We start from the raw sequence: 26,372 nt of genomic DNA on the forward strand, positions 1-26,372 counted from the left end.
TTAAATTTATATTATGAAACAATCAGAAATAAAAGATCTTTCTGCAGCGGAGTTGCAAGAAAAACTTAGTCAAACTAAGAAAATATATGCTGACCTAAAAATGGCTCACGCTATTTCTCCAATTGAGAACCCACTTCAAATTAGAAGTGTAAGAAGAACAGTTGCAAGATTGGCTACAGAGTTAACTAAAAGAGAGTTACAATAATTGTATTCTGCTGAAAGATGGAAGAAAAAAGAAATTTAAGAAAAGAAAGAATAGGTGTTGTTACTTCAAATAAAATGGATAAGTCTATTGTTATTGCTGAAGTAAGAAAAGTAAAGCACCCATTATACGGTAAGTTCGTGTTGAAAACTAAGAAATATGTTGCACACGACGAAACAAACGACTGTAACATTGGAGATACTGTAAGAATTAGCGAAACGCGTCCTTTAAGTAAAACAAAATGTTGGAGATTAGTTGAAATCTTAGAAAGAGCTAAATAATTATGGTACAACAGGAATCAAGACTAAAAGTAGCAGATAACACGGGAGCAAAAGAAGTTTTAACTATCCGTGTTTTAGGAGGTACCAAAAGAAGGTATGCCTCTGTTGGTGACAAGATTGTAGTATCTATTAAAGATGCAACTCCAAACGGAAACGTGAAAAAAGGAGCTGTTTCAACTGCAGTTGTTGTACGTACCAAAAAAGAAGTGAGAAGAGCTGATGGTTCTTATATCCGTTTCGATGATAATGCATGTGTTCTTTTGAACGCTGCAGGGGAAATGAGAGGAACACGTGTTTTTGGTCCGGTAGCAAGAGAACTTCGTGAAAAACAATTCATGAAAATTGTATCATTAGCACCAGAAGTGCTTTAATTCGTTTTAAGATGATAAAGCTAAAAATAAAATCAGGAGATATCGTAAGAGTTATTGCTGGAGACCATAAAGGTGCTGAAGGTAAAGTATTACGTGTTTACCGTGAGAAAAATAAAGCGATAGTTGAAGGTGTAAACATGGTTTCAAAACATACAAAACCAAGTGCTAAAAACCCTCAAGGTGGTATCGTTAAGAAAGAAGCTTCTATACAAATATCTAACATTTCACTAATTGATCCTAAAACTAAGGAAACAACTAGAGTTGGTATTAGAGTAGAAGGAGATAAGAAAGTAAGATTTTCAAAAAAATCTAATCAAGTACTATAGTAATGGCATATACACCTAGACTAAAAGAAGAATATAAGAGTAGAGTAATCTCTGCTCTTAAAGAAGAATTCGGATATACAAACGTAATGCAAGTTCCTAAACTTGAAAAAATCGTTTTGAGCCGTGGAGTTGGTGCAGCTGTATCTGATAAAAAACTTATTGACTATGCAGTTGATGAGTTAACAAAGATCACTGGACAAAAAGCAGTATCTACAATTTCAAAGAAAGACGTTGCGTCATTCAAATTGAGAAAAGGGATGCCTATTGGAGCAAAAGTTACTTTACGTGGAGAGAGAATGTATGAGTTTTTAGATAGACTTATTACTTCTGCTTTACCACGCGTTAGAGATTTTAGTGGTATCAAAGCTACTGGTTTCGACGGAAGAGGTAATTACAATCTTGGAGTTTTAGAGCAAATCATTTTCCCTGAAATTGATATTGACAAAGTAAACAAAATTTCAGGAATGGATATTACTTTTGTTACTACTGCAAAAACAGACAAAGAAGCAAAGTCGTTATTGGCTGAATTAGGTTTACCTTTTAAAAAGAATTAAGACATGGCTAAAGAATCAATGAAAGCCCGTGAGGTGAAAAGAGAGAAAACGGTAGCTAAGTACGCTGAAAAAAGAAAAGCTTTATTAGAAGCTGGAGATTATGAAGGCTTACAAAGATTACCTAAAAATGCTTCACCAGTTCGTTTACACAACCGTTGTAAATTAACAGGTAGACCAAGAGGTTATATTCGTCAATTTGGTATTTCACGTGTAACTTTCCGTGAGATGGCAAATAATGGATTAATCCCTGGAGTAAAAAAGGCTTCTTGGTAATCTCGCAATAAGTTATTACTTTTGCAAACCGAAAAATAATTTTAATTGATTAAAGGTTCGGGAGACGGGTGTCTCCCGAAAACCATAATCGCAATCAAATACATATGTATACAGATCCTATTGCAGATTATTTGACTAGAGTTCGTAACGCTGTGGCTGCAAACCACAAAGTTGTTGAAATTCCAGCTTCTAATCTAAAAAAAGAAATAACTAAGATCTTATTTGATCAAGGTTATATCTTGAGTTACAAATTTGAAGACAACTCTGTTCAGGGTTCAATCAAGATCGCTTTGAAGTATGATAAAGATACTAAAGAGCCTGTAATTAAAGATATCCAAAGAATTAGTAAACCTGGTTTACGTAAATACGCAGGTGCTGCCAAATTACCAAGAATCCTTAACGGATTAGGAATTGCTATTGTTTCAACTTCAAAAGGTCTTATGACTGGAAAACAAGCGAAACAATTAAATGTAGGTGGTGAAGTAATTTGTTACGTATACTAATTTTAAAGACTAAATAAGATGTCAAGAATAGGTAAAAGCCCAATTGTAATCCCTGCTGACGTAACTGTAGAAGTTAAAGACGGTATCATTACAGTAAAAGGAAAAAAAGGTCAACTATCTCAGGAGTTTTCGGACGTAACTGTAAAAGTTGAAGGCGATCAAGTACAAGTTGAAAGATCGTCTGATCATAAAGACCAAAGAGCAAAACACGGATTGTACAGATCTTTAATCAGTAATATGATTGTTGGTGTATCTGAAGGTTTTACAAAAGAACTTGAATTAGTTGGAGTTGGTTATAGAGCTTCAAACCAAGGTCAAAAGTTAGATTTAGCTCTTGGATATTCTCACAATATTGTTTTAGAAATTGCTCCAGAAGTAAGTTTAGAAACAATATCTGAAAAAGGAAAGAACCCTATCGTAAAATTAACATCATTTGATAAACAACTTTTAGGTCAGGTTGCTGCGAAAATCAGAGGTTTCCGTAAGCCTGAGCCATACAAAGGAAAAGGTGTTAAATTTGTGGGTGAAGTATTAAGAAGAAAAGCAGGTAAATCAGCTTAAAAAATAAGATTATGTCATTAACAAAATCTGATAGAAGACAGAGAATTAGATTCAGAATTAGAAAATCGATTAGTGGTACTGCTGCTAACCCAAGACTATCTGTATTTAGAAGTAACAAAGAAATTTACGCTCAACTTATTGATGATGTAAATGGAGTTACTTTATTAGCTGCATCTTCAAGAGAAAAAGAAATAGGAAAAGGTACTAACGTTGAAGTAGCTGCTGCTGTTGGAAAACTAGTTGCAGAGAAAGCGTTAAAAGCCGGGATCGATACCATCACTTTTGACAGAGGTGGATATTTATACCACGGTCGTATTAAATCATTAGCAGAAGGCGCAAGAGCGGCTGGACTTAAATTCTAATATATTATGTCTAAATACAAAAATGTAGAATTGGTAAAACCAAGTGGTCTTGAACTTAAAGACCGTCTGGTAAGTGTTAATCGTGTTACTAAGGTTACAAAAGGTGGTAGAGCTTTCGGTTTTTCTGCTATTGTAGTTGTAGGTGATGAAAACGGAGTAGTTGGTCATGGATTAGGAAAATCTAAAGACGTTTCTGAAGCAATTGCGAAAGCAGTAGAAGATGCTAAGAAAAATTTAGTAAAAATTCCTTTGAACGGACAATCTGTTCCTCACGAACAAAAAGGTAAATTTGGTGGTGCACGTGTATTCTTAATTCCTGCTTCTCATGGTACAGGAGTTATTGCTGGTGGAGCTGTTCGTTCAGTTCTTGAATCAGTAGGTATTCACGATGTATTATCTAAATCTCAAGGATCATCAAATCCTCATAACGTGGTAAAAGCAACTTTTGATGCTTTATTACAAATGAGAAGCGCTCATACTGTTGCAAAACAAAGAGGTGTTTCTTTAGAAAAAGTTTTTAAAGGTTAATTCAAGGAAATTATGGCTAAATTATTAGTAAAACAAGTAAGAAGCAAAATCAACTGCCCTCTTTCTCAAAAAAGAGGTTTGGAAGCTTTAGGTCTACGTAAAATGGGACAAGTTGTAGAGCATGATTCAAATCCTGCAATCCTTGGGATGATAAACAAAGTTAAACACTTAGTTTCTGTAGAAGAAGCTAAATAACAAATACTGTTATGAATTTAAGTAACTTACAACCAGCTGAAGGGTCAACACACAATCAAAATAAAAGATTAGGTAGAGGAGAAGGTTCTGGAAAAGGTGGTACTTCTGCAAGAGGTCACAAAGGAGCAAAATCTCGTTCTGGTTATTCTAAAAAGATTGGTTTTGAAGGAGGACAAATGCCACTTCAAAGACGTGTGCCTAAGTTTGGTTTCACAAACATCAATCGTAAAGAATACGAAGGTGTTAATTTAGATACGCTTCAATTATTAGTAGACAATGGTGTGATTACTGATTCTGTTTCTATGACAGATTTCGTAGCAAATCGTCTAGCTACCAAAAATGAAATCGTTAAGATTTTAGGTAGAGGAGAGTTGAAAGCAAAATTAAAAGTAACTGCCCACAAATTTACCGCTACTGCAAAAGCTGCTATCGAAGCTGCTGGTGGAGAAGCTGTAACTATATAACTTATCTATTAAGATGAAGAAATTTATTGAATCAATAAGTAATGTTTGGAAAATCGAAGAACTGAAAAATAGAATCTTAATTACATTAGGATTGCTTTTAGTATATCGTTTTGGTGCACACGTTACGCTTCCTGGAATTGACGCAACTCAGTTAACAGGTTTAGCGGGACAAACTAAAAATGGTTTAGGATCTATCCTGGACATGTTTACAGGAGGTGCTTTCTCTAAAGCTTCAGTTTTTGCTTTAGGTATTATGCCTTATATTTCTGCATCTATTGTTGTTCAGTTAATGGGAATTGCGATTCCTTATTTGCAAAAACTTCAAAACGATGGAGAGAGTGGTAGAAAAAAGATTAATCAAATCACTCGTTGGTTGACTATAGCTATTACACTGGTTCAAGGTCCAACTTATATCTATAATTTGTACAGAACATTGCCTGGTAGTGCATTCTTACTAGGCTTTAATTCACCTGAATTTTTGTTCTCGTCAGTTATTATCTTAGTTACAGGTACAATTTTTGCTATGTGGCTTGGAGAAAAAATTACAGATAAAGGTATTGGAAATGGAATTTCATTATTGATTATGGTTGGTATTTTAGCACGCTTACCGCAAGCTTTTATACAAGAATTCACAACCAGAGTTACCAATAACAATGGAGGTCCAATGTTGTTAGTTATTGAGATTATCGTGTGGTTATTAGTGATCATTTCTTGTGTATTGCTTACAATGGCAGTACGCAGAATCCCGGTTCAGTACGCTCGTCGTACGACAACTGGAGATTACGAGCAGGATTTAGCTGGTGGTAACAGACAATGGATTCCTCTTAAGCTTAATGCTTCAGGAGTTATGCCAATCATCTTTGCTCAGGCAATTATGTTTATTCCTGCAGCTGTAGCTGGATTGTCTAAATCAGACACATCACAATCTATTGTTGGTGCGTTTAGTAATATGTTCGGATTTTGGTACAATTTTGTATTTGCAACTTTAATTATTGTATTTACATTCTTTTATACTGCAATCACTGTTCCTACTAACAAAATGGCCGATGATTTAAAAAGAAGTGGTGGTTTTATTCCTGGAGTTCGTCCGGGAGCTGAAACTTCAGACTTCCTTGATAAAGTGATGTCTTTAATAACTTTCCCAGGATCTTTATTCCTTGCTTTGATTGCTGTGTTCCCAGCTATTGTTGTAAGTATTATGGATGTACAACAATCTTGGGCAATGTTTTTTGGAGGTACCTCATTAATAATTATGGTTGGAGTTGCAATAGATACTATTCAACAAATCAATTCATACTTGTTAAACAAACATTATGATGGTTTAATGAAGACTGGTAAAAATAGAAAAGCGGTAGCTTAATATATTTATGGCAAAACAATCAGCAATAGAACAAGACGGATCAATCATCGAAGCATTATCAAATGCGATGTTCCGTGTAGAGTTAGAAAATGGACATATTGTAATTGCTCATATTTCCGGTAAAATGCGTATGCATTACATCAAGTTATTACCTGGTGATAAAGTGAAATTGGAAATGAGTCCTTACGATTTGTCAAAAGCAAGAATTACTTATCGATATTAAAGGATATTCACTATGAAAGTTAGAGCATCAGTAAAAAAGAGAAGTGCCGAGTGCATTATCGTGCGTAGAAAAGGGAGATTGTACGTAATAAACAAAAAGAATCCTAGATTTAAACAAAGACAAGGATAATTATGGCAAGAATAGCAGGGGTAGATATCCCAAAAAATAAGAGAGGTGTTATCGCACTTACCTACATCTTTGGATTAGGAAAAAGTAGAGCTATTGAGATTTTAGAAAAAGCTCAAGTAAGCCAAGATAAAAAAGTTCAAGATTGGAATGATGACGAGATCGGAGCAATTCGTGATGCAGTTTCATTTTACAAAATTGAAGGAGAATTACGTTCTGAAGTTTCTTTAAACATCAAACGTTTAATGGATATTGGTTGTTACAGAGGTATCCGTCATAGATCTGGTCTTCCGTTAAGAGGGCAAAGAACTAAAAATAACTCTAGAACAAGAAAAGGTAAAAGAAAAACTGTTGCTAACAAGAAAAAAGCAACTAAATAATAAGTAATATGGCTAAAGCAACTGCAAAAAAACGTAAAGTTATCGTTGAATCAACGGGTGAAGCTCATATTTCTGCCACTTTCAACAACATTATCATTTCTTTGACTAATAAGAAAGGTGAAGTTATTTCTTGGTCTTCAGCTGGTAAAATGGGTTTCAGAGGTTCTAAAAAGAACACTCCGTATGCAGCTCAAATGGCAGCAGAAGATTGTAGTAAAGTAGCTCTTGAGGCAGGACTTAAAAAAGTGAAAGTTTATGTAAAAGGACCAGGAAACGGACGTGAGTCTGCTATCCGTTCTATTCATAACGGTGGAATTGAAGTTACTGAGATTATCGATGTTACTCCAATGCCTCACAACGGATGTCGTCCTCCAAAGAGACGTAGAGTTTAATTTTATTTATTCATAGTATAAACAAGGTAGAGCATAGATTATCGAAGGATTAGACCTGAATTCATAATCTCTACCTTAAATTTTTTTTAAAATGGCAAGATATACTGGTCCTAAAACCAAAATCGCTCGTAAATTTGGCGAAGCAATCTTCGGAGATGATAAATCATTCGAAAAAAGAAATTACCCACCTGGACAACACGGGATGGCTAAAAAAAGAGGAAAAAAATCTGAGTACGCTGTTCAGTTAATGGAAAAGCAAAAAGCTAAATATTCTTACGGAATTTTAGAAAAACAATTCAGAAATTTATTCGAAAAAGCATCAGCAACTAAAGGAGTAACTGGTGAAGTTTTATTACAATTATGTGAAGCAAGATTAGATAATGTTGTTTTTAGAATGGGAATTGCTCCATCTAGAAGAGGTGCGCGTCAAATCGTATCTCACAGACACATTACTGTTAATGGTGAAGTTGTAAATATTCCTTCTTACCACCTTAAGCCTGGTGATAAAGTAGCAGTTCGTGAAAAATCTAAATCTTTAGAAGCTATCGAACGTTCTTTGTCAAATTCAAGTCATGTTTATGAATGGATTACTTGGAACAATGATCTTAAAGAAGGAACTTTCGTTTCTGTGCCTGCAAGACTACAAATTCCAGAAAACATTAAAGAACAATTAATCGTAGAGTTGTACAACAAATAATAATTGACTTAGTCGAAATTTATGGCAATATTTAATTTTCAAAAGCCCGATAAAGTTATCATGATCGATTCAACCGATTTTGAAGGTAAATTTGAATTTAGACCTTTAGAACCTGGTTACGGATTGACAGTTGGTAATGCACTTAGAAGAGTTTTGCTTTCAGCATTAGAAGGTTATGCAATTACATCTGTTCGTATCGAAGGTGTAGATCATGAGTTTTCTACTATTTCAGGTGTTGTTGAAGATGTTACCGAAATTATCCTTAATCTAAAGCAAGTGCGTTTCAAACGTCAAATTGAAGATATCGATAATGAAGCAGTTACAATTTCTGTTTCCGGTAAAGATCAATTGACAGCAGGTGATTTTCAAAAATTTATTTCAGGTTTCCAAGTTTTGAATCCAGACCTTGTTATCTGTAATTTAGATTCTAAAATCAAATTGAACTTCGATTTAACAATCGAAAAAGGTAGAGGATATGTTCCTGCTGAGGAGAACAAAAAACAGAATGCTGCAATTGGAACTATTTTTACAGATTCTATTTTTACTCCGGTAAAAAATGTAAAATATGCAATTGAAAACTTCCGTGTTGAGCAAAAAACAGATTATGAAAAGTTAGTTTTTGAAATTAAAACTGATGGTTCTATTAATCCTAAAGATGCTCTTACTGAAGCTGCTAAAGTTTTAATTCACCACTTCATGTTGTTCTCTGACGAAAGAATTACACTCGAGGCTGACGAAATTGCACAAACAGAATCGTATGATGAAGAGTCATTGCATATGAGACAATTGCTTAAAACTAAGCTTGTTGATATGGATTTATCTGTGAGAGCATTAAATTGCTTGAAAGCGGCTGAAGTTGATACACTTGGTGATTTAGTATCGTTCAATAAAAATGACCTAATGAAATTCCGTAATTTTGGTAAAAAATCTTTAACTGAACTTGATGAACTTGTTGCAGTGAAGAATTTAACTTTCGGAATGGATTTAGCTAAATACAAATTAGATAAAGAATAATTCAATCCGCTACGGTGGGTTAAATTTAAAATAGCAATGAGACACGGAAAAAAATTCAATCACTTAAGCAGACAGACTGGACATAGAAAAGCTATGTTGGCTAATATGGCTTGTTCTCTTATCGAGCACAAACGTATTAACACTACTGTTGCTAAAGCTAAAGCGCTTAAACAATTCGTTGAGCCTTTAATTACAAAATCGAAAGAAGATACGACTCACAACCGTCGTATTGTTTTTGCTTACTTACGTAGCAAATATGCGGTAACTGACTTGTTCAGAGACGTAGCTGCTAAAGTTGGTGACCGTCCAGGAGGATACACTCGTATCATTAAAGTTGGAAATCGTTTAGGAGATAATGCTGATATGGCAATGATCGAACTTGTAGATTTCAACGAACTTTACAATGGAGGTAAAAAAGAAGTTAAAAAAGCAAAAAGCCGTCGTGGTGGTAAAGCTAAAAAAGCTGAAGGTACTCCTGAAGCTCCAGCAGCTGAATCAGAAACGACTACTGAAGCTTCTGAATAATTATGAAAGTAATGATTCTATAGAAATCAAGGATAAACTAATTTTTAGTTTATCCTTTTTTTTTGATTTTTTTGGAGTGAAATTAAAATTTAACTGATCTGACTTTATTGGTTTTATTTTTAGAGAGGAAAGTTTTAAAAAATCTTGGAGGCACTCTTTTAAAGAAGTAAATTTGCAAAATATCTAATTACAATTGAAAAACCTATCGGGGATTTCATGAAACAATTAAAAAACAATACAAATTAAAGAATGAAATACACAACACGACAAAGCGCCATTTTATTACTTAGTGATGGGACTATTTTTCACGGAAAATCTATCGGAATTAGCGGTAAGACTTTTGGTGAGGTTTGTTTTAATACGGGAATGACCGGATACCAGGAGATTTTTACAGACCCTTCTTATTTTGGTCAAATAATGGTTGCGACTAATACTCATATTGGAAATTACGGTGTTAATGATTCTGAAGTTGAATCAGAAAGCATCAAAATTGCCGGTTTGGTTTGTAAAAATTTTAGCTTTAATTATTCCAGAGAAGATGCTTCCGGAAGTCTGGAAGATTATTTTACGAAACAAAACTTAATCTGTATTTCTGATGTTGATACCAGAGCTCTTGTAAGTTATATTCGTGACAATGGGGCTATGAATGCTGTTATTTGTACAGATGGTACTTCGATTGAAGATTTGAAAAAAGAATTGGCGAATGTGCCTAACATGGAAGGTTTGGAGTTGGCATCAAAAGTTTCAACTACTGAGCCTTATTTTTTTGGTGATGAAAATGCTACCTACAAAATATCTGCTTTAGATCTTGGGATAAAAAAGAATATCTTAAGAAATTTAGCTAAAAGAGATTGCTATATTAAAGTTTATCCATATAATTCAACTTATAAAGATTTGGCAGAATTTAATCCGGATGGATACTTTTTGTCTAATGGTCCCGGAGATCCGGATCCGCTTTTTGGAGCTATCGAAGTGGCAAAAGAAATTTTAGCAAATGATAAGCCGTTATTTGGGATTTGTTTAGGACATCAGGTAATTGCTTTGGCAAATGGTGTTCAAACGTATAAGATGTTTAATGGTCATCGTGGAATTAATCATCCCGTGAAAAATTTGATTACAGGTAAAGGTGAAATAACTTCTCAAAATCATGGATTTGCTGTAAACAAAGAGCAGTTGGATAATCATCCTGAATTGGAGATTACACATTTGCATTTAAATGATGAAACGGTTGCAGGTATGCGTATGAAGAATAAGAATTGTTTTTCAGTACAATACCACCCTGAAGCAAGTCCGGGACCACATGATTCATCTTATTTGTTTGATCAGTTTGTTGAGAATATAAAAGAAGCTGCTGCTAAAACGATGTAGTTAATAAATAAAGACGTTTATTGGTTAGAATACGTTTTTACTATTAAATATTTTTATAATTTCGAAAAAAAAATATAATTTATTAATAAAAAAATAAAAATAATGAGTATTATAATTAAAGTTCACGCTAGACAAATTCTTGATTCCAGAGGTAATCCTACTATTGAAGTTGATGTAGTAACTGAAAATGGTGTTTTAGGTAGAGCAGCTGTTCCATCTGGAGCATCAACAGGAGAGCATGAAGCTGTTGAATTACGTGACGGAGGTAAAGCTTATCTTGGAAAAGGAGTTTTAAATGCAGTGAACAATGTAAATACTGTTATTGCTGAAGAATTAGTTGGTACTTCTGTTTTCGAACAAAATACAATCGACCAGTTAATGATTGACTTGGATGGTACTCCAAACAAATCTAAATTAGGAGCTAATGCTATTTTAGGAGTTTCTTTGGCTGCTGCAAAAGCTGCTGCTAATGAATTAGGGTTACCATTATACAGATATGTTGGTGGAGTTTCTGCTAACACGTTGCCGGTACCAATGATGAACATCATCAACGGAGGTTCTCACTCTGATGCACCTATCGCATTTCAGGAGTTTATGATTTTCCCTGTAAAAGCAACTTCTTTTACACATGCTATGCAAATGGGAACTGAAATCTTCCATAGCTTAAAAAAAGTATTACACGATAGAGGTTTAAGTACAGCTGTAGGTGATGAAGGAGGTTTTGCGCCAAACTTGGCCGGAGGTACTGAAGATGCTTTGGATACTATCAAATTGGCAGTTGAAAAGGCTGGATATTCTTTCGGTGACGAAATTATGATTGCACTTGATTGTGCGGCTTCTGAGTTTTATGTAAACGGAAAATACGATTACACTAAATTTGAAGGAGAAACCGGAAAAATCAGAACTTCAGAAGAGCAAGCGGATTATTTAGCTGAATTGGCTGCTAAATATCCAATTATCTCTATCGAAGATGGTATGTACGAAGACGACTGGAATGGATGGAAATACTTAACGGATAAAATTGGAGATAAAGTTCAGTTAGTAGGTGACGATTTGTTCGTAACTAACGTAGCTCGTTTGTCTACAGGAATTGAAAAAGGGATCGCTAATTCAATTTTAGTAAAAGTAAACCAAATCGGTACTTTGACAGAAACTATTGCTGCTGTGAACATGGCTAAGAATGCAGGATATACTTCAGTAATGTCTCACCGTTCAGGAGAAACAGAAGATAATACAATTGCTGACCTAGCAGTTGCTTTAAACTGTGGACAGATTAAAACAGGTTCAGCTTCACGTTCTGATCGTATGGCAAAATACAATCAATTGTTAAGAATCGAGGAAGAATTAGGAAGTACAGCTTATTTTCCTGGCTTAAATGCTTTTAAAATTAAATAATTCTAAGAGTTATATATATTCAATTTAAACCATCTGCTGCGGCAGATGGTTTTTTTTTGGAGTTTTAACAAATTCATAGTAGGATTCTTTTTTTAATTAGTCTTAAATTCATTAGATTTGATAAATTATTATTTTATAAGATTTATTTCCGATATATTATGTCAAAAATAGCTACATTAGAAGTAGATGGTCAAAAAATTGAACTTCCGGTAATCACGGGGAGTGAAAATGAATCAGCTATCGATATTAACAAATTACGTGATTTAACTGGTATTATTACTTTAGACCCGGGATACAAAAACTCTGGTTCTTGTAAGAGTGAAATCACCTTCTTAGATGGAGAATTAGGGATTTTGCGTTACAGAGGATATTCAATTGAAGATTTGGCTGAAAAAGCAAGTTTCTTAGAAGTATCTTACCTTTTAATTTTTGGGGAATTACCGACTGCTAAGGAATTAGAGCAATTTGAAAATGGTATTAAAAAGCATACTTTGGTAAACGAAGAAATGAAAAATATCATTGACGGTTTTCCAAAAACGGCTCACCCAATGGGCGTTTTGTCTGCTTTGACTAGTGCTTTAACGGCATTCAACCCAAAAGCAGTAAATGTTGAAAATGAAAAAGAGATGTACGAGGCCATTTGTAAAACAATGGGTAAATTTCTTGTAATTGCAACATGGACTTATAGAAAATCTATGGGGTACCCGTTGAATTATTACGACAATACAACTGGTTATGTAGAGAATTTTATGCAGTTAATGTTTAAACTGCCTACAGGACCATACTCTGCAAATCCAATTGTGATTGATGCATTAGACAAATTATTTATTCTTCATGCTGATCACGAACAAAATTGTTCTACTTCAACAGTAAGAATGGTAGGTTCTTCTCATGCTGGTTTATTTGCTTCTATTTCTGCAGGTGTTTCTGCGCTTTGGGGACCTTTACATGGTGGTGCAAATCAGGCAGTACTTGAAATGTTGGAGGAAATCAACAAAGATGGTGGAGATACGGATAAATTCTTAGCAAAAGCTAAAGACAAAAATGATCCATTCCGTTTAATGGGATTTGGTCATAGAGTTTACAAAAGCTTCGATCCTAGAGCGAAAATCATCAAAAAAGCGGCTAAAGAAGTATTAGATACATTAGGTGTAGAAGATCCTATTTTAGAAATCGCTAAAAAATTAGAGTCAGCAGCTCTTGAAGACGAATACTTCAAATCAAGAAATTTATATCCTAATGTTGATTTCTACTCTGGAATTATCTACAGAGCATTAGGAATACCAACAGATATGTTTACTGTAATGTTTGCTATTGGAAGACTACCAGGCTGGATTGCGCAATGGAAAGAAATGCGTGAGAACAAAGAGCCAATTGGCCGTCCAAGACAAGTTTATACTGGACATCCATTGAGAGACTTTAAGTCAAACAAATAAAAAAAAATTAAAGCTTCACTTAACCTGTGAAGCTTTTTTTATCTTTGCCCAAAATACAATATAGTTATGTTGCAATTAAATATAAAGAACGAAACGTCAAGACTGCGGGCAGTAGTTTTGGGTTCTGCAGTTCATAATGGGCCAACTCCGTCTTTAGAGGAAGCTTATGATCCTAAATCATTGGAACATATTAAAGCCGGGACTTATCCAATCGAAAAAGATATGATTGTCGAAATGGATGCTTTTAATGCCGTTTTTCAAAAATATGATGTAAAAGTATATCGTCCGGAAATGATTGAGAGTTACAATCAGATTTTTGCCCGTGATATAGGATTTGTGATAGATGATACTTTCGTGAAATCTAATATTCTGCCAGACAGAGAGCGTGAGTTGGATGCAATTCAATACGTAATCGACCAGATGGATCCGTTAAAAGTAATTCGCCCACCGGAGGAAGTTCATATTGAAGGTGGAGATGTGATGTTGTGGAATGATCATGTGTTTATTGGAACTTATAAAGGAAGTGATTACAAAGATTACATTACGGCAAGAACTAATATGCATGGTGTTGAATATTTAAGGAAAATGTTTCCTAATAAAATTGTCAAAGAATTTGATTTGGTGAAATCTAAATTAGAAGCTCGCGATAATGCCTTACACCTTGATTGCTGTTTTCAGCCGGTTGGAAAAGATAAAGGAATTATTTACAAGAGAGGTTTCCGTGAAGAAGCAGATTATTTGTATTTAGTGAACCTTTTTGGAAAAGAAAATTTGTTTCATATCGAAAGAGATGAAATGTATAATATGTTTTCAAACGTATTTTCTATCGACGATAATGTAGTAGTTTCCGAAAAGAATTTTACCCGTCTGAACAATTGGCTGCGTGCTAATGGTTTTATTGTAGAAGAAATTCCATACGCAGAAATTGCAAAGCAGGAGGGATTGTTGAGATGTTCCACTTTACCATTAATAAGAGACTAAAAAAGTTTCAAGTTTCAGGTGTCACGTTCCGCTAACATGAAACCTGAAACTTGAAATGAAAAAAAACATATAAAATGAAACAAACTACAAATGCAATCGTAATGATTCGGCCAGTAGCTTTCAGAATGAATGAGCAAACGGCAGTAAATAATTATTACCAAAAAGTATTAGACGGACTTTTACCAAGTACGGTAAATGCAAAAGCACAACAGGAGTTCGATGCTTTTGTTGAAAAACTCAGAGCGGTTGGAGTTGATGTCACCGTTATTGAAGATACTTTAGAAACCGATACCCCGGATAGTATTTTTCCAAATAACTGGATTTCATTTCATGAAAATGGAGATGTGGCGCTATATCCGATGTTTGCGGAGAATCGTCGTCAGGAGCGCCGCGAAGATATTTTAGATGTGCTTGAAGAGAAAGGCTTTGAAATCTCAAATATAGTTGACTATACATCGGCAGAAGAAGATGGTTACTTTTTAGAAGGAACCGGAAGTTTGCTTTTGGATAGAGCAAATGCAAAAGCGTATTGTGCTTTGTCTCCTCGTGCAGATGAAGAGTTGTTTATTGAATTTTGTGAAGATTTTGATTATGCTCCGGTTATTTTTGAAGCTTTTCAAACAGTAGACGGAGAACGTAAATTGATTTATCATACGAATGTAATGATGTGTTTGGGAGAAACATTCGCTGTTATCTGTGCAGATAGTATCGATGATAAAAAAGAACGTAAAATGGTTCTTGAAAATCTAAAAGCGGATAAAAAGGAAGTTATTCTAATTACCGAAGCACAGGTGAATAATTTTGCCGGAAATATGCTGGAAGTTAGAGGTGCAAATGATAAGAGATATATTGTAATGAGTGCATCGGCACATCAGAGTCTGACTCCGAAACAAATTGCACAATTAGAAAATCATGCGGAAATTTTAAGTTCCAGCTTGGATACTATTGAAGCTTGCGGGGGTGGAAGTGCCCGTTGTATGATGGCTGAAGTGTTTTTGCCAAGAAGTTAAATAGAACGTTTAAGTATAAAAAAGGGGATAAAATGTATGTTTTATCCCCTTTTTTATTAGATGTATGTTGATAGTGTTTACATCAAGTTTCCTTTAATAATATTGATGATGGAGCTAACGATATATTGAATTCCAATAGAAATTACAATAAAACCGACAATTCTGGAAATAGCTACAATTCCTGAAGCCCCAAGTATGCGCGCTAAATAATGAGCACTTTTAAGGATTGCAAAAATTGTAAATGCAATTGCCAGGATAGCTGAACATGAAATTATAATTTCGTTTATTCCGTGGTGTTCCTGATAAAAAGCAATTAATAAAGACATTGATCCTGGTCCTGCAAGCATTGGTATTGCAAGAGGTGTTAAAGCGATGTCGTTTCTTTGTTGTGCGTCCGTTTCGATTTTTTTATTGATTCCTCGTTTTTTATTGAATTTTCCCGAAAGTAAAGAAAAACCGGAATTTACAATTACGATTCCGCCCGCAATTCTTAAAGCATCAATGCTTATTCCGAAAAAAGTCAAAACATATTGACCGATAAAATAGGAGACCAATAAAATGATTCCGACATTAATAGCGGTCCAAAGTGAAATTCGGGAACGTTCTTTTTGAGAATCGTGTTGTGTGAGTCCAACAAAAATAGGTACGGTGCCGATAGGGTTTAATACTGAAAACAGTGCAGCAAATAAATAAATGAATAAATCCATAGAGTTTAGGTTAGTGCCGTAAAAATAGACATTTTTTAAAACTTCGGGCTAAGATCATGTAAGGATATTGTTTTTTTTATTGCTTTTAATTCTAAAAAGATAACCTAAAATAAGCTCATTCTTTTTGATTACTTTTGCAGTATATTTAAAAATAATGAGAAATAAGAAAACCCTTGTTCTTGGTGCTACTACAAAACCGGAACGTTACGCTTTTAAAGCTATAAATATGCTGGTTGAAAAAGGACATACTGTATTGGCAATCGGTCAGAACAGAGGTGAAGTTGCCGGCGTGAAGATTCATACAAAAACAATTCCGGTAAAAAATATTGATACTGTTACGTTGTATTTAAATCCTGCCCGTCAGCGCGAATATTACAATTATATTATAGAAGCGCAGCCTAAAAGAGTTGTTTTTAATCCAGGAACAGAGAATCCGGAATTTTATCAATTGTTAGAATTAAACAATATTAAGGCAGAAGTGGCCTGTACTTTAGTTTTATTGGCTACAAATCAGTATTAAGTTTTTTGTTTTTGACCTCAGAACATTGAGGAATTCATTTTTAATCGGATCAGAAAAGAAACATTAATGTATTACTTTTGTCGTCATGGAGTTTTCATCAAAATTAATAGAAAAAGCGGTAAGTGAAATGTCGCAGTTGCCCGGAATTGGTAAACGTACGGCGTTGCGATTAGTGCTGCATTTGTTAAAACAGCCGAAAGAACAAACCAGTTTTTTATCGCAGGCTCTATTGAATATGCGTGAGAATATTAAATTCTGTCAAAATTGTCACAACATCTCAGATACCAAAGTCTGCGAAATTTGTGCTAATTCATCAAGAAACCATCAAACGATTTGTGTTGTCGAGGATATTCGAGATGTTATGGCGATTGAAAACACAGGTCAGTATAAAGGAATTTATCATGTACTGGGAGGGAAAATTTCTCCAATTGAAGGAGTTGGCCCCAGTCAGTTGAATATTTCAACTCTGGTCGAAAAAGTAAAGGCAGGAAAGGTGGTAGAAATTATTTTTGCACTCAGTTCTACAATGGAAGGGGATACCACTAATTTTTACATCTATAAACAAATTGCCGAATCGGAAATCATAATTTCTACCATTGCAAGAGGAATTTCGGTAGGAGATGAATTGGAATATGCAGATGAAATTACCCTCGGGAGAAGTATTTTGCACAGAGTTCCATTCGAAAAAACTTTCAAAACCAATTAAATAAACCCAAATAACACTTAGATTTTCTGAAGATTAAAGGAAAGTCTATATTTGCGATAAAATTTCACTAATGACAAAAAATGGCTTTTATATACTATTATTAATTAGCATACTATTTACTTCTTGTATTCCCGTAAAAGATCTGGTTTATTTACAAGATAAAAATAATTCGGGAGAACAGAATAATATTACTGCTGTGGAATCTAAGCCTTACAGATTGCAGGTAAATGATGTTTTAAGTATTGACATAAAAGCAATTGACTCAAAGTTGGTTTCCATTTTTAATACTACAGAAACTACTTCTTCGGGAGCTGGAAAATCAGAGTCAGGATTGTATTTTAATGGATTTACAGTTGACGATCATGGTAATATCAGAATGCCAATCTTAGGAGAAATTAATGTTATCGGATATACTCTTGAAGAAGTGCGTGTTCGAATCGAAAAGAAATTACTTGAAGAGTATTTTAAAAGTGAGGCTAATATTTTTGTTACTGTGAAATTAGCTGGTTTTAGATATACCATAAATGGAGAAGTGGGAAGTACAGGTACAAAAACGCTGTTTCAGGAACACGTAAATATTATGGAAGCTATCGCAAATGCCGGAGATATCACAGTTACGGGTAATAGGAAATCGGTAACCGTAATTCGTCAGACACCGACTGGTGTACAAATGCAGGATATCGATTTGACGGATATTAATGTGATGAAATCGCCTTATTACTATTTACAGCCTAACGATTATATTTATGTAAAACCAGTTAAACAAAAATCATGGGGAACAGGGAAGACAGGTATAGAATCTATTACAACAATTATTACTGTTTTGTCTTTGGCTACAACGGTATATTTGTTGCTTAAAAACTAAAATTAAATTCAAAAGATGTTAGATATAAAAGATTTTTCCATTTTTGAAAATCATTCAAATTTTGATTTTAAAGGATTTCTACTGAAAATTGCCAGCTACTGGAAACTATTTGCGGTTAGTTTGATAATTGCTTTTGCTATTGCTTATCAGGTAAATGTTCGTAAAGAAAAAATTTACGGAATGCAGACTATGGTTTCGATTAAGGAAGAACGAAACCCGTTTTTTACTTCTAATACAAGTCTGGTTTTTAATTGGGGAGGGGTTTCGGATCAGGTCAATGGAATTTCAACCGTTATACAATCAAGATCACACAACGAGTTAGTTGTTGATAAATTGGAGTTTTATATTGATTATCTTGTTCAGGGAAAATATAATTTGATTGATTCTTATGGAGCAGTTCCATTTTACGTAAAAATCAACAAAACAAAAGGACAGCTTGCCAATACATTAATAGGTATTAAGTTTTTAAGTCCAACTGAATATGAAATTCGAATTCCGTTTGAAGGTAATTCTGCTTCATTAATTACGTATTCCAATAACAGTTATAGCAATACAACCGTTCAGCCTAAAGAGTATGTGAGAAGGTGTAAGGCTGGAGAACAAGTCACGCTTCCTTTTTTAAATTGGAATTTACAGATAAATGATAATCCGGGATTTTACACAGGAAATGAGTATTTTGTTAGGTTTAATGATTTTGACGGAACCGTATCGCGTTATAGAGGTGTGAGTGTTAACTCTGATGAAAAAGGAGGATCAATATTGACTCTAGGGATGCAAGGTACCAATAAAGCCAGGATGGTTGATTATTTGAATGCAACGGTAAAAATGTTAATCAAAATTCAGCTGGACGGTAAAAATCAGTTTGCGACAAATACCATCCGATTTATCGATAGTACTCTTATTGCTATGGAAATGCAATTGAAGCAAACAGGTAATGAGTTGAAAACTTTTAGGAAGGATAAAAATATATATGAAATTGAAGCCGGTGGAGCTAAAGTTTCAGATAAAATAATGGATTTTGATGTTGAAAAAGATCAGGTCACAAGAAAAATTGCCTATTACAATTCTTTAAAATCGTATTTAAATAATAGTACGGATTATTCAAGATTACCGGCTCCTACAGTAGCAGGTATTGAAGATCCAAACGTTATTTTGCATGTTTCAAAACTTATTGCGCTTTCGGCACAAAGATCGGAAATGGCTTATGCAGTAAAAAGCGATAAGATGTTTAAAGATTTTGACAATCAAATGCAAGCTGTAAAAAGTGTTTTGTTAGAAAATATAACTTCTGCAAAAGCTTTATTGTTGACTGATTTGGCTATGGTAAATGCTAAAATTGGTCAGGCGGAAAGTACTGTCAAAAAACTTCCGGAAGAACAGCAGGAGTTGCTGAAAATTCAGAGAAAATATGATTTAAGTGATAATATTTACACTGAATTTTTGAAAAAAAGAAACGAAGCTGAAATTGTAAAAGCATCGAACTTATCAGACATTCATTTTATTGATCCCGCAAAAGATATCGGAGGCGGATTAATTGGTCCAAAAACTTCAGTGAATTATGTGTTGGCCTTATTTATGGGGATATTAATTCCGTTGTTGTTCGTTTTTGGAATTTTCTTTGTCAATAACTCGATTCAGAATACCGAAGATATTAGTAAATTGACACAAATACCGTTAATTGGTATCATTGGAGTAAATAAAGATTCGTTGAGTTTGGCGGTATTTGACAAGCCAAAATCGGCATTATCAGAAGCATTTAGAGCTATTCGTTCCTCTTTGCAGTTTTTATATAAGAAACAGCAGGTGAGCGGTTCGAAAACTCTAATGATTACCTCGTCAATAAGTGGTGAAGGAAAAACATTTTGTTCCATAAATATTGCTACGGTATTCGCTTTAAGCGAAAAGAAAACGGTAATTCTTGGTTTGGATTTAAGAAAACCAAGATTGGCAGATGAGTTTAATTTGAAAAATCAAACAGGTGTTGTTAATTACCTCATAAAGCAAAATAGTTTAGAAGAAATTACACACCCTACAGGAGTTCCAAATCTGGATGTTATACTTTCGGGGCCAATTCCACCAAATCCTTCAGAGCTAATTTTGAGTGATGCGATGAGAGAGATGATCTTAGAGCTGAAGCAAAAATATGATTATATTATTTTGGATACACCTCCGGTTGGGTTAGTTTCGGATGCGTTAGAACTTGCACAATTTGCAGATGTAACTCTTTATATAGTAAGGCAAAATTATACCAAAAAGGATATGATTACATTGCTAAACACTAGAGTTAAAAGAGGGGAACTTAATAATGCCAGCATTGTATTAAATGGTTATGAGAATAAGGCAAAATATGGAGCTGCTTATGGATACGGTTACGGAGCTTATGCAAACGGTTATCATGATGAAGAGGAAAAACTTAGTGTTTGGAAGACGATTTTGAGTAAATTCAATAAAAAATAATTGGTAGCAAATGAGTACATCAAAACAACATACAATTTTGATTACAGGTGGAGCTGGATTTATCGGATCAAATTTATCGGAGTATTTTTTAGGACTTGGGTATAAAGTGGTTTGTCTGGATAATTTTTCGACAGGTCATCGTCATAATTTAAAGGATTTTATTTCAAATCCTAATTTTAGATTAATTGAAGGAGATATTCGAAATTTTGCCGACTGTATTTCAGCTGTTGAAGGTGCTGATTATGTTTTGCATCAGGCCGCTTTAGGTTCTGTTCCGAGATCAATTAATGATCCTATTACGACAAACGATGTGAATGTTTCCGGTTTTTTAAATATGCTGACCGCTTCTCGTGATGCGAAAGTTAAAAGATTTATTTATGCAGCTAGTTCATCAACTTATGGGGATTCTCAGGGATTACCGAAAGTTGAGGATGTAATAGGAAAGCCTTTGTCTCCATATGCCATTACAAAATATGTAAACGAACTCTATGCTGAGATTTTTAGTAAAACTTATGGATTAGAGACTATTGGATTGCGATATTTTAATGTTTTTGGCAGAAAGCAGGATCCTAATGGAGCTTATGCTGCTGTAATTCCAAAGTTTGTTATGCAGTTAATGAAATATGAAAGTCCTGTAATTAATGGGGATGGAAATTATTCCCGAGATTTTACTTACATAGACAATGTAATTCAGATGAATGAATTGGCAATGACGAGTCAGAATCCGGAAGCCATAAACACAGTTTATAATACCGCTTTTGGCGATAGAAATACTTTAAATGATTTAGTAGGTTATTTAAAGGAATACTTAGTAGCATTTGATTCTAAAATTTCTGACGTGGAGATAGTTTATGGGGCAAATCGTGCAGGAGATATTCCACATTCATTAGCAAGCATTGATAAAGCAAGAAAAATGCTGGGGTATGATCCTAAATATTCTTTACAGGAAGGATTAAAAGAAGCGGTGAGCTGGTATTGGAAAAATTTGAAATAAAATAAAGATCAAGATAATAGTATAGTAAATGAAAATTACAAAAATTTGTTGCATTGGCGCTGGTTATGTTGGAGGTCCAACTATGGCGGTAATTGCTCAAAAATGCCCACATATTCAAGTGACTGTTGTCGATTTGAACGAACAAAGAATTGCAGACTGGAATGATCCAAATACGGATAATATTCCGATTTATGAGCCTGGGCTTTCAGAAATAGTAGCGGAGGCCAGAGGAAGGAATTTATTTTTTTCGACAGAAGTTGAAAAAGCAATTGATGAGGCTCAGGTGATTTTTATTTCAGTAAATACACCAACCAAGACTTATGGTAAGGGAAAGGGAATGGCAGCTGATTTAAAATACATTGAATTATGTGCCCGACAAATTGCAAAAGTTGCAAAGGAAAACAAAATTGTTGTTGAGAAGTCAACTTTACCAGTACGTACAGCGGAAGCTATTAAAAGTATTTTGGATAATACAGGAAATGGAGTTCAGTTTCAAATTTTATCAAATCCGGAATTCCTGGCCGAAGGGACTGCGGTTACTGATTTGTTGAATCCGGATCGAATTTTAATTGGTGGAGATACAACACCGGAAGGTGAGGAAGCAATTGGTGCATTGGTTGATGTTTACGCAAATTGGGTAGACAAAGAAAAGATTTTGACTACTAATGTTTGGTCGTCGGAATTGTCTAAATTAACCGCAAATGCATTTTTGGCACAACGAATCTCTTCTATAAATGCAATGTCCGAATTGTGTGAAAAAACAGGTGCTGATGTTAATGAAGTTGCCCGTGCCATTGGAATGGATAGCAGAATTGGACCAAAGTTTTTAAAGGCATCAGTTGGTTTTGGAGGTTCTTGCTTTCAAAAAGACATTCTTAATTTAGTGTATATTGCAAAATCTTACGGATTAAATGAAGTAGCAGATTATTGGGAACAAGTAATTATAATGAACGATCATCAGAAGAAAAGATTTTCAAGTAAGATTGTCCAGACTTTATACAATACTGTCGCCGATAAGAAAATTACATTTTTAGGTTGGGCTTTCAAAAAAGACACCAATGATACAAGAGAATCTGCGGCAATCTATGTAGCAGATGATTTGATTAATGAACAGGCAAAAATTTCTGTTTATGACCCGAAAGTTTCAAAAACTAAGATATTAAATGATTTAAATTATTTAGAAACGAGGTCAACGGAAGAGAACAATGTAGCAGTTTCAACGTTTGCTAACGCTTACGACGCATGTAAAGATGCTCATGCAGTTGCTATTTTAACAGAATGGGACGAGTTTACAATGTACGATTGGCAAAAGATATACGATTCTATGCATAAGCCAGCTTTTCTTTTCGATGGCAGAAATATTTTGGATGCAAAAAAACTAGAATCAATTGGTTTTATTTATAATGGGATTGGTTCCTAATTGAAAAAGGTATTGAAGTGAAATTCAATATAAAATAGGGAAGAAGAGGGTGTTGGAGATTTTATTCATTGTAAAGGAAAATTATGAATTGGTATGTTGTTTATACAAAACCGAAATGGGAGAAGAAAGTTGCGGATAGACTGATTCAAATGGGTATTGAATGTTACTGTCCATTAATTACGCAAGTGAAAGAATGGTCAGATAGAAAGAAGAAAGTTGAAGTCCCTCTTTTTAATTCTTACGTATTCGTTCAATTGAAAGATATTGATCGAAATTCAGTTTTCCAAATAGCCGGGGTAGTTCGTTATTTGTTTTGGTTGGGGAAACCGGCCATAGTTCGCGATGAAGAAATTAATAGTATAAAAGCAAGTCTGAAAGCTCCAAATATAAGCGATATATCAGTAACTTCAATTCAGGCTGGAGATCGAATTAAAATAGAATCCGGCGCTTTTAGTAATCAGGAAGCGATAGTTCAGGAAGTGTCAAATACACATTATATATTGGTTTTGGAATCTTTGGGATGTGTGCTTAAAATAAAATACAAATAAAATAGTTATAGTTTAACTATTTCATTTAAAACAGAGGGTAAAATTCTTTAATTTGAGATTTTATTTCTCTGTTTTTTTTATAATATAATTTTTTGCATGCTGATTGATAGAGGATTGTTGGATTTAGTTTTTTTTAATAGTCCGTTTTTTTGGGTATTACGGGAAAGCGTATTGATTAACTTGAGTTAATATACTATATTTGCCGAAAATAAATGTAGGGTGTCTGGGGCAAAAAAATGTGACTCAGAAGGGCGGAGCCGTGAATTGAAATGACTGAAGTGGATAAAAAAGAATACAAATTGGATGAAAACATAAAGATAGCCGTTATAGGCTTAGGTTATGTTGGTTTGCCTTTGGCCAGATTATTTGCTACAAAATTTGCCGTTGTAGGTTTTGATATCAATGAAGGACGAGTTGCTTCTCTGAAATCAGGTACAGATACTACATTGGAAATAGATGACGAAACTTTACAGAAGGTTTTGGTCGATAATTCTGGTGACAAACAAGGATTGTACTGCACAACTTCTATAGAAGATATTGCAGATTGTAATTATTTTGTGATAACAGTTCCTACTCCGGTAGATAAAAATAATCGTCCTGATTTGACTCCGTTATATAAATCTAGCGAAACAGTTGGTAGAGTATTAAAAAGAGGTGATATTGTGATTTACGAATCGACTGTATACCCTGGTGTAACGGAGGAAGAGTGTGTGCCGGTTTTAGAAAAGGTTTCCGGGTTAAAATTTAATATAGACTTTTTTGCAGGATACTCGCCTGAAAGAATAAACCCTGGTGATAAGGAACATACTGTTGAGAAAATTCTAAAGGTAACCTCAGGGTCTACTGCGGAGATCGGTCAAAAAGTAGATGCTCTTTATAAATCTGTAATTACTGCCGGAACCCATTTGGCACCTTCAATAAAAGTTGCGGAAGCAGCTAAAGTGATCGAAAATTCACAACGAGATATTAATATTGCCTTTGTAAACGAGTTAGCCAAGATATTCAATCTTATGGATATTGATACTCAGGAGGTATTGGCAGCAGCTTCTACAAAATGGAATTTTTTACCCTTCAAACCTGGATTGGTTGGAGGACACTGTATTGGTGTAGACCCTTACTATCTGGCACAGAGAGCTCAAGAATTTGGATATCATCCTGAAATAATTTTGGCAGGACGACGTTTAAATGACAGTATGGGGGAATATGTAGCTGCCCAGGTGGTAAAACTGATGATAAAAAAAGGAATTTCTGTTAATGGAGCTAATCTGTTAATGCTAGGAATTACTTTCAAAGAAAATTGTCCGGATGTTAGAAATACAAAGATTGTTGATGTAATCAAAGCGTTAAAAGAATACGGAATAACAGTCACATTATATGATCCTTTAGCCAGTATAGAGGAAGTTAAAAAAGAATACAAATTACAAACTATTAATTCTGTACCAAAAGAAAAATTCGATGCTATTGTACTTGGAGTAGCACATGCTGAATTTTTAAATCTGGATTTTTCAGAGTTGCAGAAAGAAAATAGTTTATTATACGATGTAAAAGGAGTCTTAGGTAGTTTAGCTGATAACAGGCTATAGTGCATAAATTCCTTTTTTTATTTAAAAAAGAATGAAAGACAACAATTCAATTATACATGTAATTCTAACAGGAGGAGTAGGAAGTAGGTTATGGCCACTTTCTCGTAAAAGTCAGCCAAAACAATATCTAGAAATATTTGAGAATAAATCTTTGTTTGAAATTACTGTTGAGCGCAATAGTCATTTAGCGGATAAAGTTATGGTTGTTGGTAATGTTGATAACCACCATCTGAGTGGAAAAGTAATGAACAAAACTAAAACGAATTATCTAAACATTGTTGAAGCTACACCGAGAAATACTGCAGCGGCAATTGCTTTTGCTGCTTTCGCATCTAATTCTGATGATATTTTAATTGTAACTCCGTCTGATCATATTATTGATAAAATGGATGATTATAATAATGCTATTCAGAAAGCGATTGCAAAAGCAAATGATGGGTTTATCGTGACGTTTGGAATTATACCTACAAAACCTGAAACTGGATATGGTTATATCGAGTCAAAAGACGATAATGTTTTATCTTTTAGAGAAAAACCAAATGAAACAACAGCGAAAGAATTTATAGCAAGAGGTAATTTTCTATGGAATAGTGGAATGTTTTGTTTTAAAGCCGGGGTCTTGTTAGATGAGTTAAAACAATTTCAACCGGATGTATATGAAAAGTCAAAAGCGGTTTGGGAGACTTCTAAAGGAGGGTTTCTAGATTTGGACCTGTCAAAACAAATACCATCAATAAGTATAGATTATGCTGTTATGGAACGAAGTAAAAAAATTAAAGTAGTTCCAGCTTCTTTTTCATGGTCAGATCTAGGTTCTTTTGAGTCGGTATATGAATATTTGGTGTCAAAAGGACATCCAGTAGATGTAAATGGTAATATGGTGATAGGATGTGATAGTTATACAACTTTTTTAGGATTAAAAAATACTATTTTTGTTCACACAGATACTGCAAATTTGATTCTTCAAAAGGAGAATTCTCAAGATGTGAAAGACATATATAGCGCATTAGAAAGGCAAAATTCAGAATTATTAAATTAATCAGAA

The 26,372-nt window shown here is 34.3% G+C and carries 35 protein-coding genes; 34 read left to right on the forward strand and 1 reads right to left on the reverse strand.

The genetic code is table 11. The features are described 5' to 3' along the window. Positions 1–13: 13 nt before the first annotated feature. The 25 genes from rpmC to ctlX all read left to right on the forward strand — a co-directional run bounded on the left by rpmC (position 14) and on the right by ctlX (position 15,527). Positions 14–205, forward strand: a complete 192-nt coding sequence (gene rpmC / locus B0A80_RS14215) for a 50S ribosomal protein L29 (protein WP_007803639.1) — start codon at positions 14–16, stop codon at positions 203–205. A 17-nt stretch (positions 206–222) separates the two neighbouring features. Continuing rightward, positions 223–483, forward strand: coding sequence for a 30S ribosomal protein S17 (gene rpsQ, locus B0A80_RS14220; protein WP_007803646.1), 261 nt, complete (start codon positions 223–225; stop codon positions 481–483). A 2-nt stretch (positions 484–485) separates the two neighbouring features. Continuing rightward, positions 486–854, forward strand: coding sequence for a 50S ribosomal protein L14 (gene rplN, locus B0A80_RS14225; protein ID WP_007803649.1), 369 nt, complete (start codon positions 486–488; stop codon positions 852–854). Between the two features lie 11 nt (positions 855–865). Then, positions 866–1,180, forward strand: a complete 315-nt coding sequence (gene rplX / locus B0A80_RS14230; RefSeq protein ID WP_007803650.1) for a 50S ribosomal protein L24 — start codon at positions 866–868, stop codon at positions 1,178–1,180. 2 nt (positions 1,181–1,182) lie between these two features. Continuing rightward, a complete protein-coding gene (gene rplE / locus B0A80_RS14235) occupies positions 1,183–1,734 on the forward strand; it encodes a 50S ribosomal protein L5 (protein WP_017495015.1) in 552 nt (183 codons plus the stop codon). A 3-nt stretch (positions 1,735–1,737) separates the two neighbouring features. Further along, complete coding sequence (gene rpsN, locus B0A80_RS14240; RefSeq protein ID WP_008464305.1) at positions 1,738–2,007, forward strand: 30S ribosomal protein S14; 270 nt, start codon at positions 1,738–1,740, stop codon at positions 2,005–2,007. A gap of 104 nt (positions 2,008–2,111) precedes the next feature. Then, positions 2,112–2,510, forward strand: a complete 399-nt coding sequence (gene rpsH / locus B0A80_RS14245) for a 30S ribosomal protein S8 (RefSeq protein ID WP_017495014.1) — start codon at positions 2,112–2,114, stop codon at positions 2,508–2,510. An 18-nt stretch (positions 2,511–2,528) separates the two neighbouring features. Continuing rightward, positions 2,529–3,071, forward strand: coding sequence for a 50S ribosomal protein L6 (rplF, locus tag B0A80_RS14250; RefSeq protein WP_017495013.1), 543 nt, complete (start codon positions 2,529–2,531; stop codon positions 3,069–3,071). An 11-nt stretch (positions 3,072–3,082) separates the two neighbouring features. Continuing rightward, positions 3,083–3,433 (forward strand): 50S ribosomal protein L18, encoded by a 351-nt coding sequence (rplR, locus tag B0A80_RS14255; RefSeq protein ID WP_017495012.1) that lies wholly within the window; start codon positions 3,083–3,085, stop codon positions 3,431–3,433. A gap of 3 nt (positions 3,434–3,436) precedes the next feature. After that, positions 3,437–3,961 (forward strand): 30S ribosomal protein S5, encoded by a 525-nt coding sequence (gene rpsE, locus B0A80_RS14260; protein WP_085950926.1) that lies wholly within the window; start codon positions 3,437–3,439, stop codon positions 3,959–3,961. 12 nt (positions 3,962–3,973) lie between these two features. Next, positions 3,974–4,156, forward strand: a complete 183-nt coding sequence (gene rpmD / locus B0A80_RS14265; protein ID WP_017495010.1) for a 50S ribosomal protein L30 — start codon at positions 3,974–3,976, stop codon at positions 4,154–4,156. A gap of 11 nt (positions 4,157–4,167) precedes the next feature. Next, positions 4,168–4,620: a 50S ribosomal protein L15 gene (rplO, locus tag B0A80_RS14270; protein ID WP_017495009.1), complete on the forward strand. Its 453-nt coding sequence runs from the start codon at positions 4,168–4,170 to the stop codon at positions 4,618–4,620. Between the two features lie 13 nt (positions 4,621–4,633). Continuing rightward, a complete protein-coding gene (secY, locus tag B0A80_RS14275) occupies positions 4,634–5,980 on the forward strand; it encodes a preprotein translocase subunit SecY (RefSeq protein ID WP_017495008.1) in 1,347 nt (448 codons plus the stop codon). A 7-nt stretch (positions 5,981–5,987) separates the two neighbouring features. Then, positions 5,988–6,203: a translation initiation factor IF-1 gene (gene infA / locus B0A80_RS14280; RefSeq protein WP_007136545.1), complete on the forward strand. Its 216-nt coding sequence runs from the start codon at positions 5,988–5,990 to the stop codon at positions 6,201–6,203. A gap of 12 nt (positions 6,204–6,215) precedes the next feature. Further along, positions 6,216–6,332, forward strand: a complete 117-nt coding sequence (gene ykgO, locus B0A80_RS14285; RefSeq protein ID WP_002987490.1) for a type B 50S ribosomal protein L36 — start codon at positions 6,216–6,218, stop codon at positions 6,330–6,332. Between the two features lie 2 nt (positions 6,333–6,334). Further along, the gene (gene rpsM, locus B0A80_RS14290) at positions 6,335–6,709 is read left to right on the forward strand and encodes a 30S ribosomal protein S13 (RefSeq protein ID WP_012022478.1); all 375 of its coding nucleotides are present in this window, start codon (positions 6,335–6,337) and stop codon (positions 6,707–6,709) included. Positions 6,710–6,717: 8 nt separating this feature from the next. Next, positions 6,718–7,101 (forward strand): 30S ribosomal protein S11, encoded by a 384-nt coding sequence (gene rpsK, locus B0A80_RS14295; protein WP_007803677.1) that lies wholly within the window; start codon positions 6,718–6,720, stop codon positions 7,099–7,101. Between the two features lie 91 nt (positions 7,102–7,192). Then, positions 7,193–7,798, forward strand: coding sequence for a 30S ribosomal protein S4 (gene rpsD / locus B0A80_RS14300; RefSeq protein WP_008464326.1), 606 nt, complete (start codon positions 7,193–7,195; stop codon positions 7,796–7,798). Between the two features lie 21 nt (positions 7,799–7,819). Beyond that, positions 7,820–8,812, forward strand: a complete 993-nt coding sequence (locus B0A80_RS14305) for a DNA-directed RNA polymerase subunit alpha (protein ID WP_026109818.1) — start codon at positions 7,820–7,822, stop codon at positions 8,810–8,812. 36 nt (positions 8,813–8,848) lie between these two features. Then, the gene (gene rplQ / locus B0A80_RS14310; RefSeq protein WP_017495007.1) at positions 8,849–9,337 is read left to right on the forward strand and encodes a 50S ribosomal protein L17; all 489 of its coding nucleotides are present in this window, start codon (positions 8,849–8,851) and stop codon (positions 9,335–9,337) included. A gap of 249 nt (positions 9,338–9,586) precedes the next feature. Further along, complete coding sequence (carA, locus tag B0A80_RS14315) at positions 9,587–10,705, forward strand: glutamine-hydrolyzing carbamoyl-phosphate synthase small subunit (RefSeq protein WP_017495006.1); 1,119 nt, start codon at positions 9,587–9,589, stop codon at positions 10,703–10,705. A gap of 102 nt (positions 10,706–10,807) precedes the next feature. After that, complete coding sequence (gene eno / locus B0A80_RS14320; protein WP_017495005.1) at positions 10,808–12,100, forward strand: phosphopyruvate hydratase; 1,293 nt, start codon at positions 10,808–10,810, stop codon at positions 12,098–12,100. 158 nt (positions 12,101–12,258) lie between these two features. After that, a complete protein-coding gene (locus tag B0A80_RS14325) occupies positions 12,259–13,536 on the forward strand; it encodes a citrate synthase (protein WP_017495004.1) in 1,278 nt (425 codons plus the stop codon). A 66-nt stretch (positions 13,537–13,602) separates the two neighbouring features. Next, the gene (locus B0A80_RS14330) at positions 13,603–14,517 is read left to right on the forward strand and encodes a dimethylarginine dimethylaminohydrolase family protein (protein WP_070907887.1); all 915 of its coding nucleotides are present in this window, start codon (positions 13,603–13,605) and stop codon (positions 14,515–14,517) included. Positions 14,518–14,591: 74 nt separating this feature from the next. Further along, positions 14,592–15,527, forward strand: a complete 936-nt coding sequence (ctlX, locus tag B0A80_RS14335) for a citrulline utilization hydrolase CtlX (RefSeq protein ID WP_089077686.1) — start codon at positions 14,592–14,594, stop codon at positions 15,525–15,527. Positions 15,528–15,604: 77 nt separating this feature from the next. Here the strand turns inward: ctlX and B0A80_RS14340 are convergent, their stop codons facing one another. Then, positions 15,605–16,234: a MarC family protein gene (locus B0A80_RS14340; RefSeq protein WP_017495001.1), complete on the reverse strand. Its 630-nt coding sequence runs from the start codon at positions 16,232–16,234 to the stop codon at positions 15,605–15,607. 154 nt (positions 16,235–16,388) lie between these two features. Between B0A80_RS14340 and B0A80_RS14345 the strand changes: the two genes are divergently transcribed. The 9 genes from B0A80_RS14345 to B0A80_RS14385 all read left to right on the forward strand — a co-directional run bounded on the left by B0A80_RS14345 (position 16,389) and on the right by B0A80_RS14385 (position 26,366). After that, positions 16,389–16,754: a CoA-binding protein gene (locus B0A80_RS14345; RefSeq protein ID WP_089077687.1), complete on the forward strand. Its 366-nt coding sequence runs from the start codon at positions 16,389–16,391 to the stop codon at positions 16,752–16,754. An 85-nt stretch (positions 16,755–16,839) separates the two neighbouring features. Next, the gene (gene recR / locus B0A80_RS14350; protein WP_089077688.1) at positions 16,840–17,460 is read left to right on the forward strand and encodes a recombination mediator RecR; all 621 of its coding nucleotides are present in this window, start codon (positions 16,840–16,842) and stop codon (positions 17,458–17,460) included. 70 nt (positions 17,461–17,530) lie between these two features. Then, entirely contained in the window at positions 17,531–18,325 is a 795-nt protein-coding gene (locus B0A80_RS14355; protein ID WP_089077689.1) for a polysaccharide biosynthesis/export family protein, read from the forward strand. A 15-nt stretch (positions 18,326–18,340) separates the two neighbouring features. Continuing rightward, the gene (locus B0A80_RS14360) at positions 18,341–20,782 is read left to right on the forward strand and encodes a polysaccharide biosynthesis tyrosine autokinase (RefSeq protein WP_089077690.1); all 2,442 of its coding nucleotides are present in this window, start codon (positions 18,341–18,343) and stop codon (positions 20,780–20,782) included. Positions 20,783–20,792: 10 nt separating this feature from the next. Continuing rightward, complete coding sequence (locus B0A80_RS14365) at positions 20,793–21,776, forward strand: SDR family oxidoreductase (RefSeq protein ID WP_089077691.1); 984 nt, start codon at positions 20,793–20,795, stop codon at positions 21,774–21,776. Between the two features lie 28 nt (positions 21,777–21,804). After that, positions 21,805–23,196: a UDP-glucose 6-dehydrogenase gene (locus B0A80_RS14370; protein WP_089077692.1), complete on the forward strand. Its 1,392-nt coding sequence runs from the start codon at positions 21,805–21,807 to the stop codon at positions 23,194–23,196. An 83-nt stretch (positions 23,197–23,279) separates the two neighbouring features. After that, positions 23,280–23,744, forward strand: coding sequence for a UpxY family transcription antiterminator (locus B0A80_RS14375; RefSeq protein ID WP_089077693.1), 465 nt, complete (start codon positions 23,280–23,282; stop codon positions 23,742–23,744). 269 nt (positions 23,745–24,013) lie between these two features. After that, complete coding sequence (locus tag B0A80_RS14380) at positions 24,014–25,327, forward strand: nucleotide sugar dehydrogenase (RefSeq protein ID WP_165769260.1); 1,314 nt, start codon at positions 24,014–24,016, stop codon at positions 25,325–25,327. A gap of 31 nt (positions 25,328–25,358) precedes the next feature. Beyond that, a complete protein-coding gene (locus tag B0A80_RS14385; RefSeq protein ID WP_089077694.1) occupies positions 25,359–26,366 on the forward strand; it encodes a mannose-1-phosphate guanylyltransferase in 1,008 nt (335 codons plus the stop codon). Positions 26,367–26,372 lie beyond the last annotated feature (6 nt).

It is taken from the genome of Flavobacterium tructae, from assembly GCF_002217475.1.
GTDB classification, from domain to species: domain Bacteria; phylum Bacteroidota; class Bacteroidia; order Flavobacteriales; family Flavobacteriaceae; genus Flavobacterium; species Flavobacterium tructae.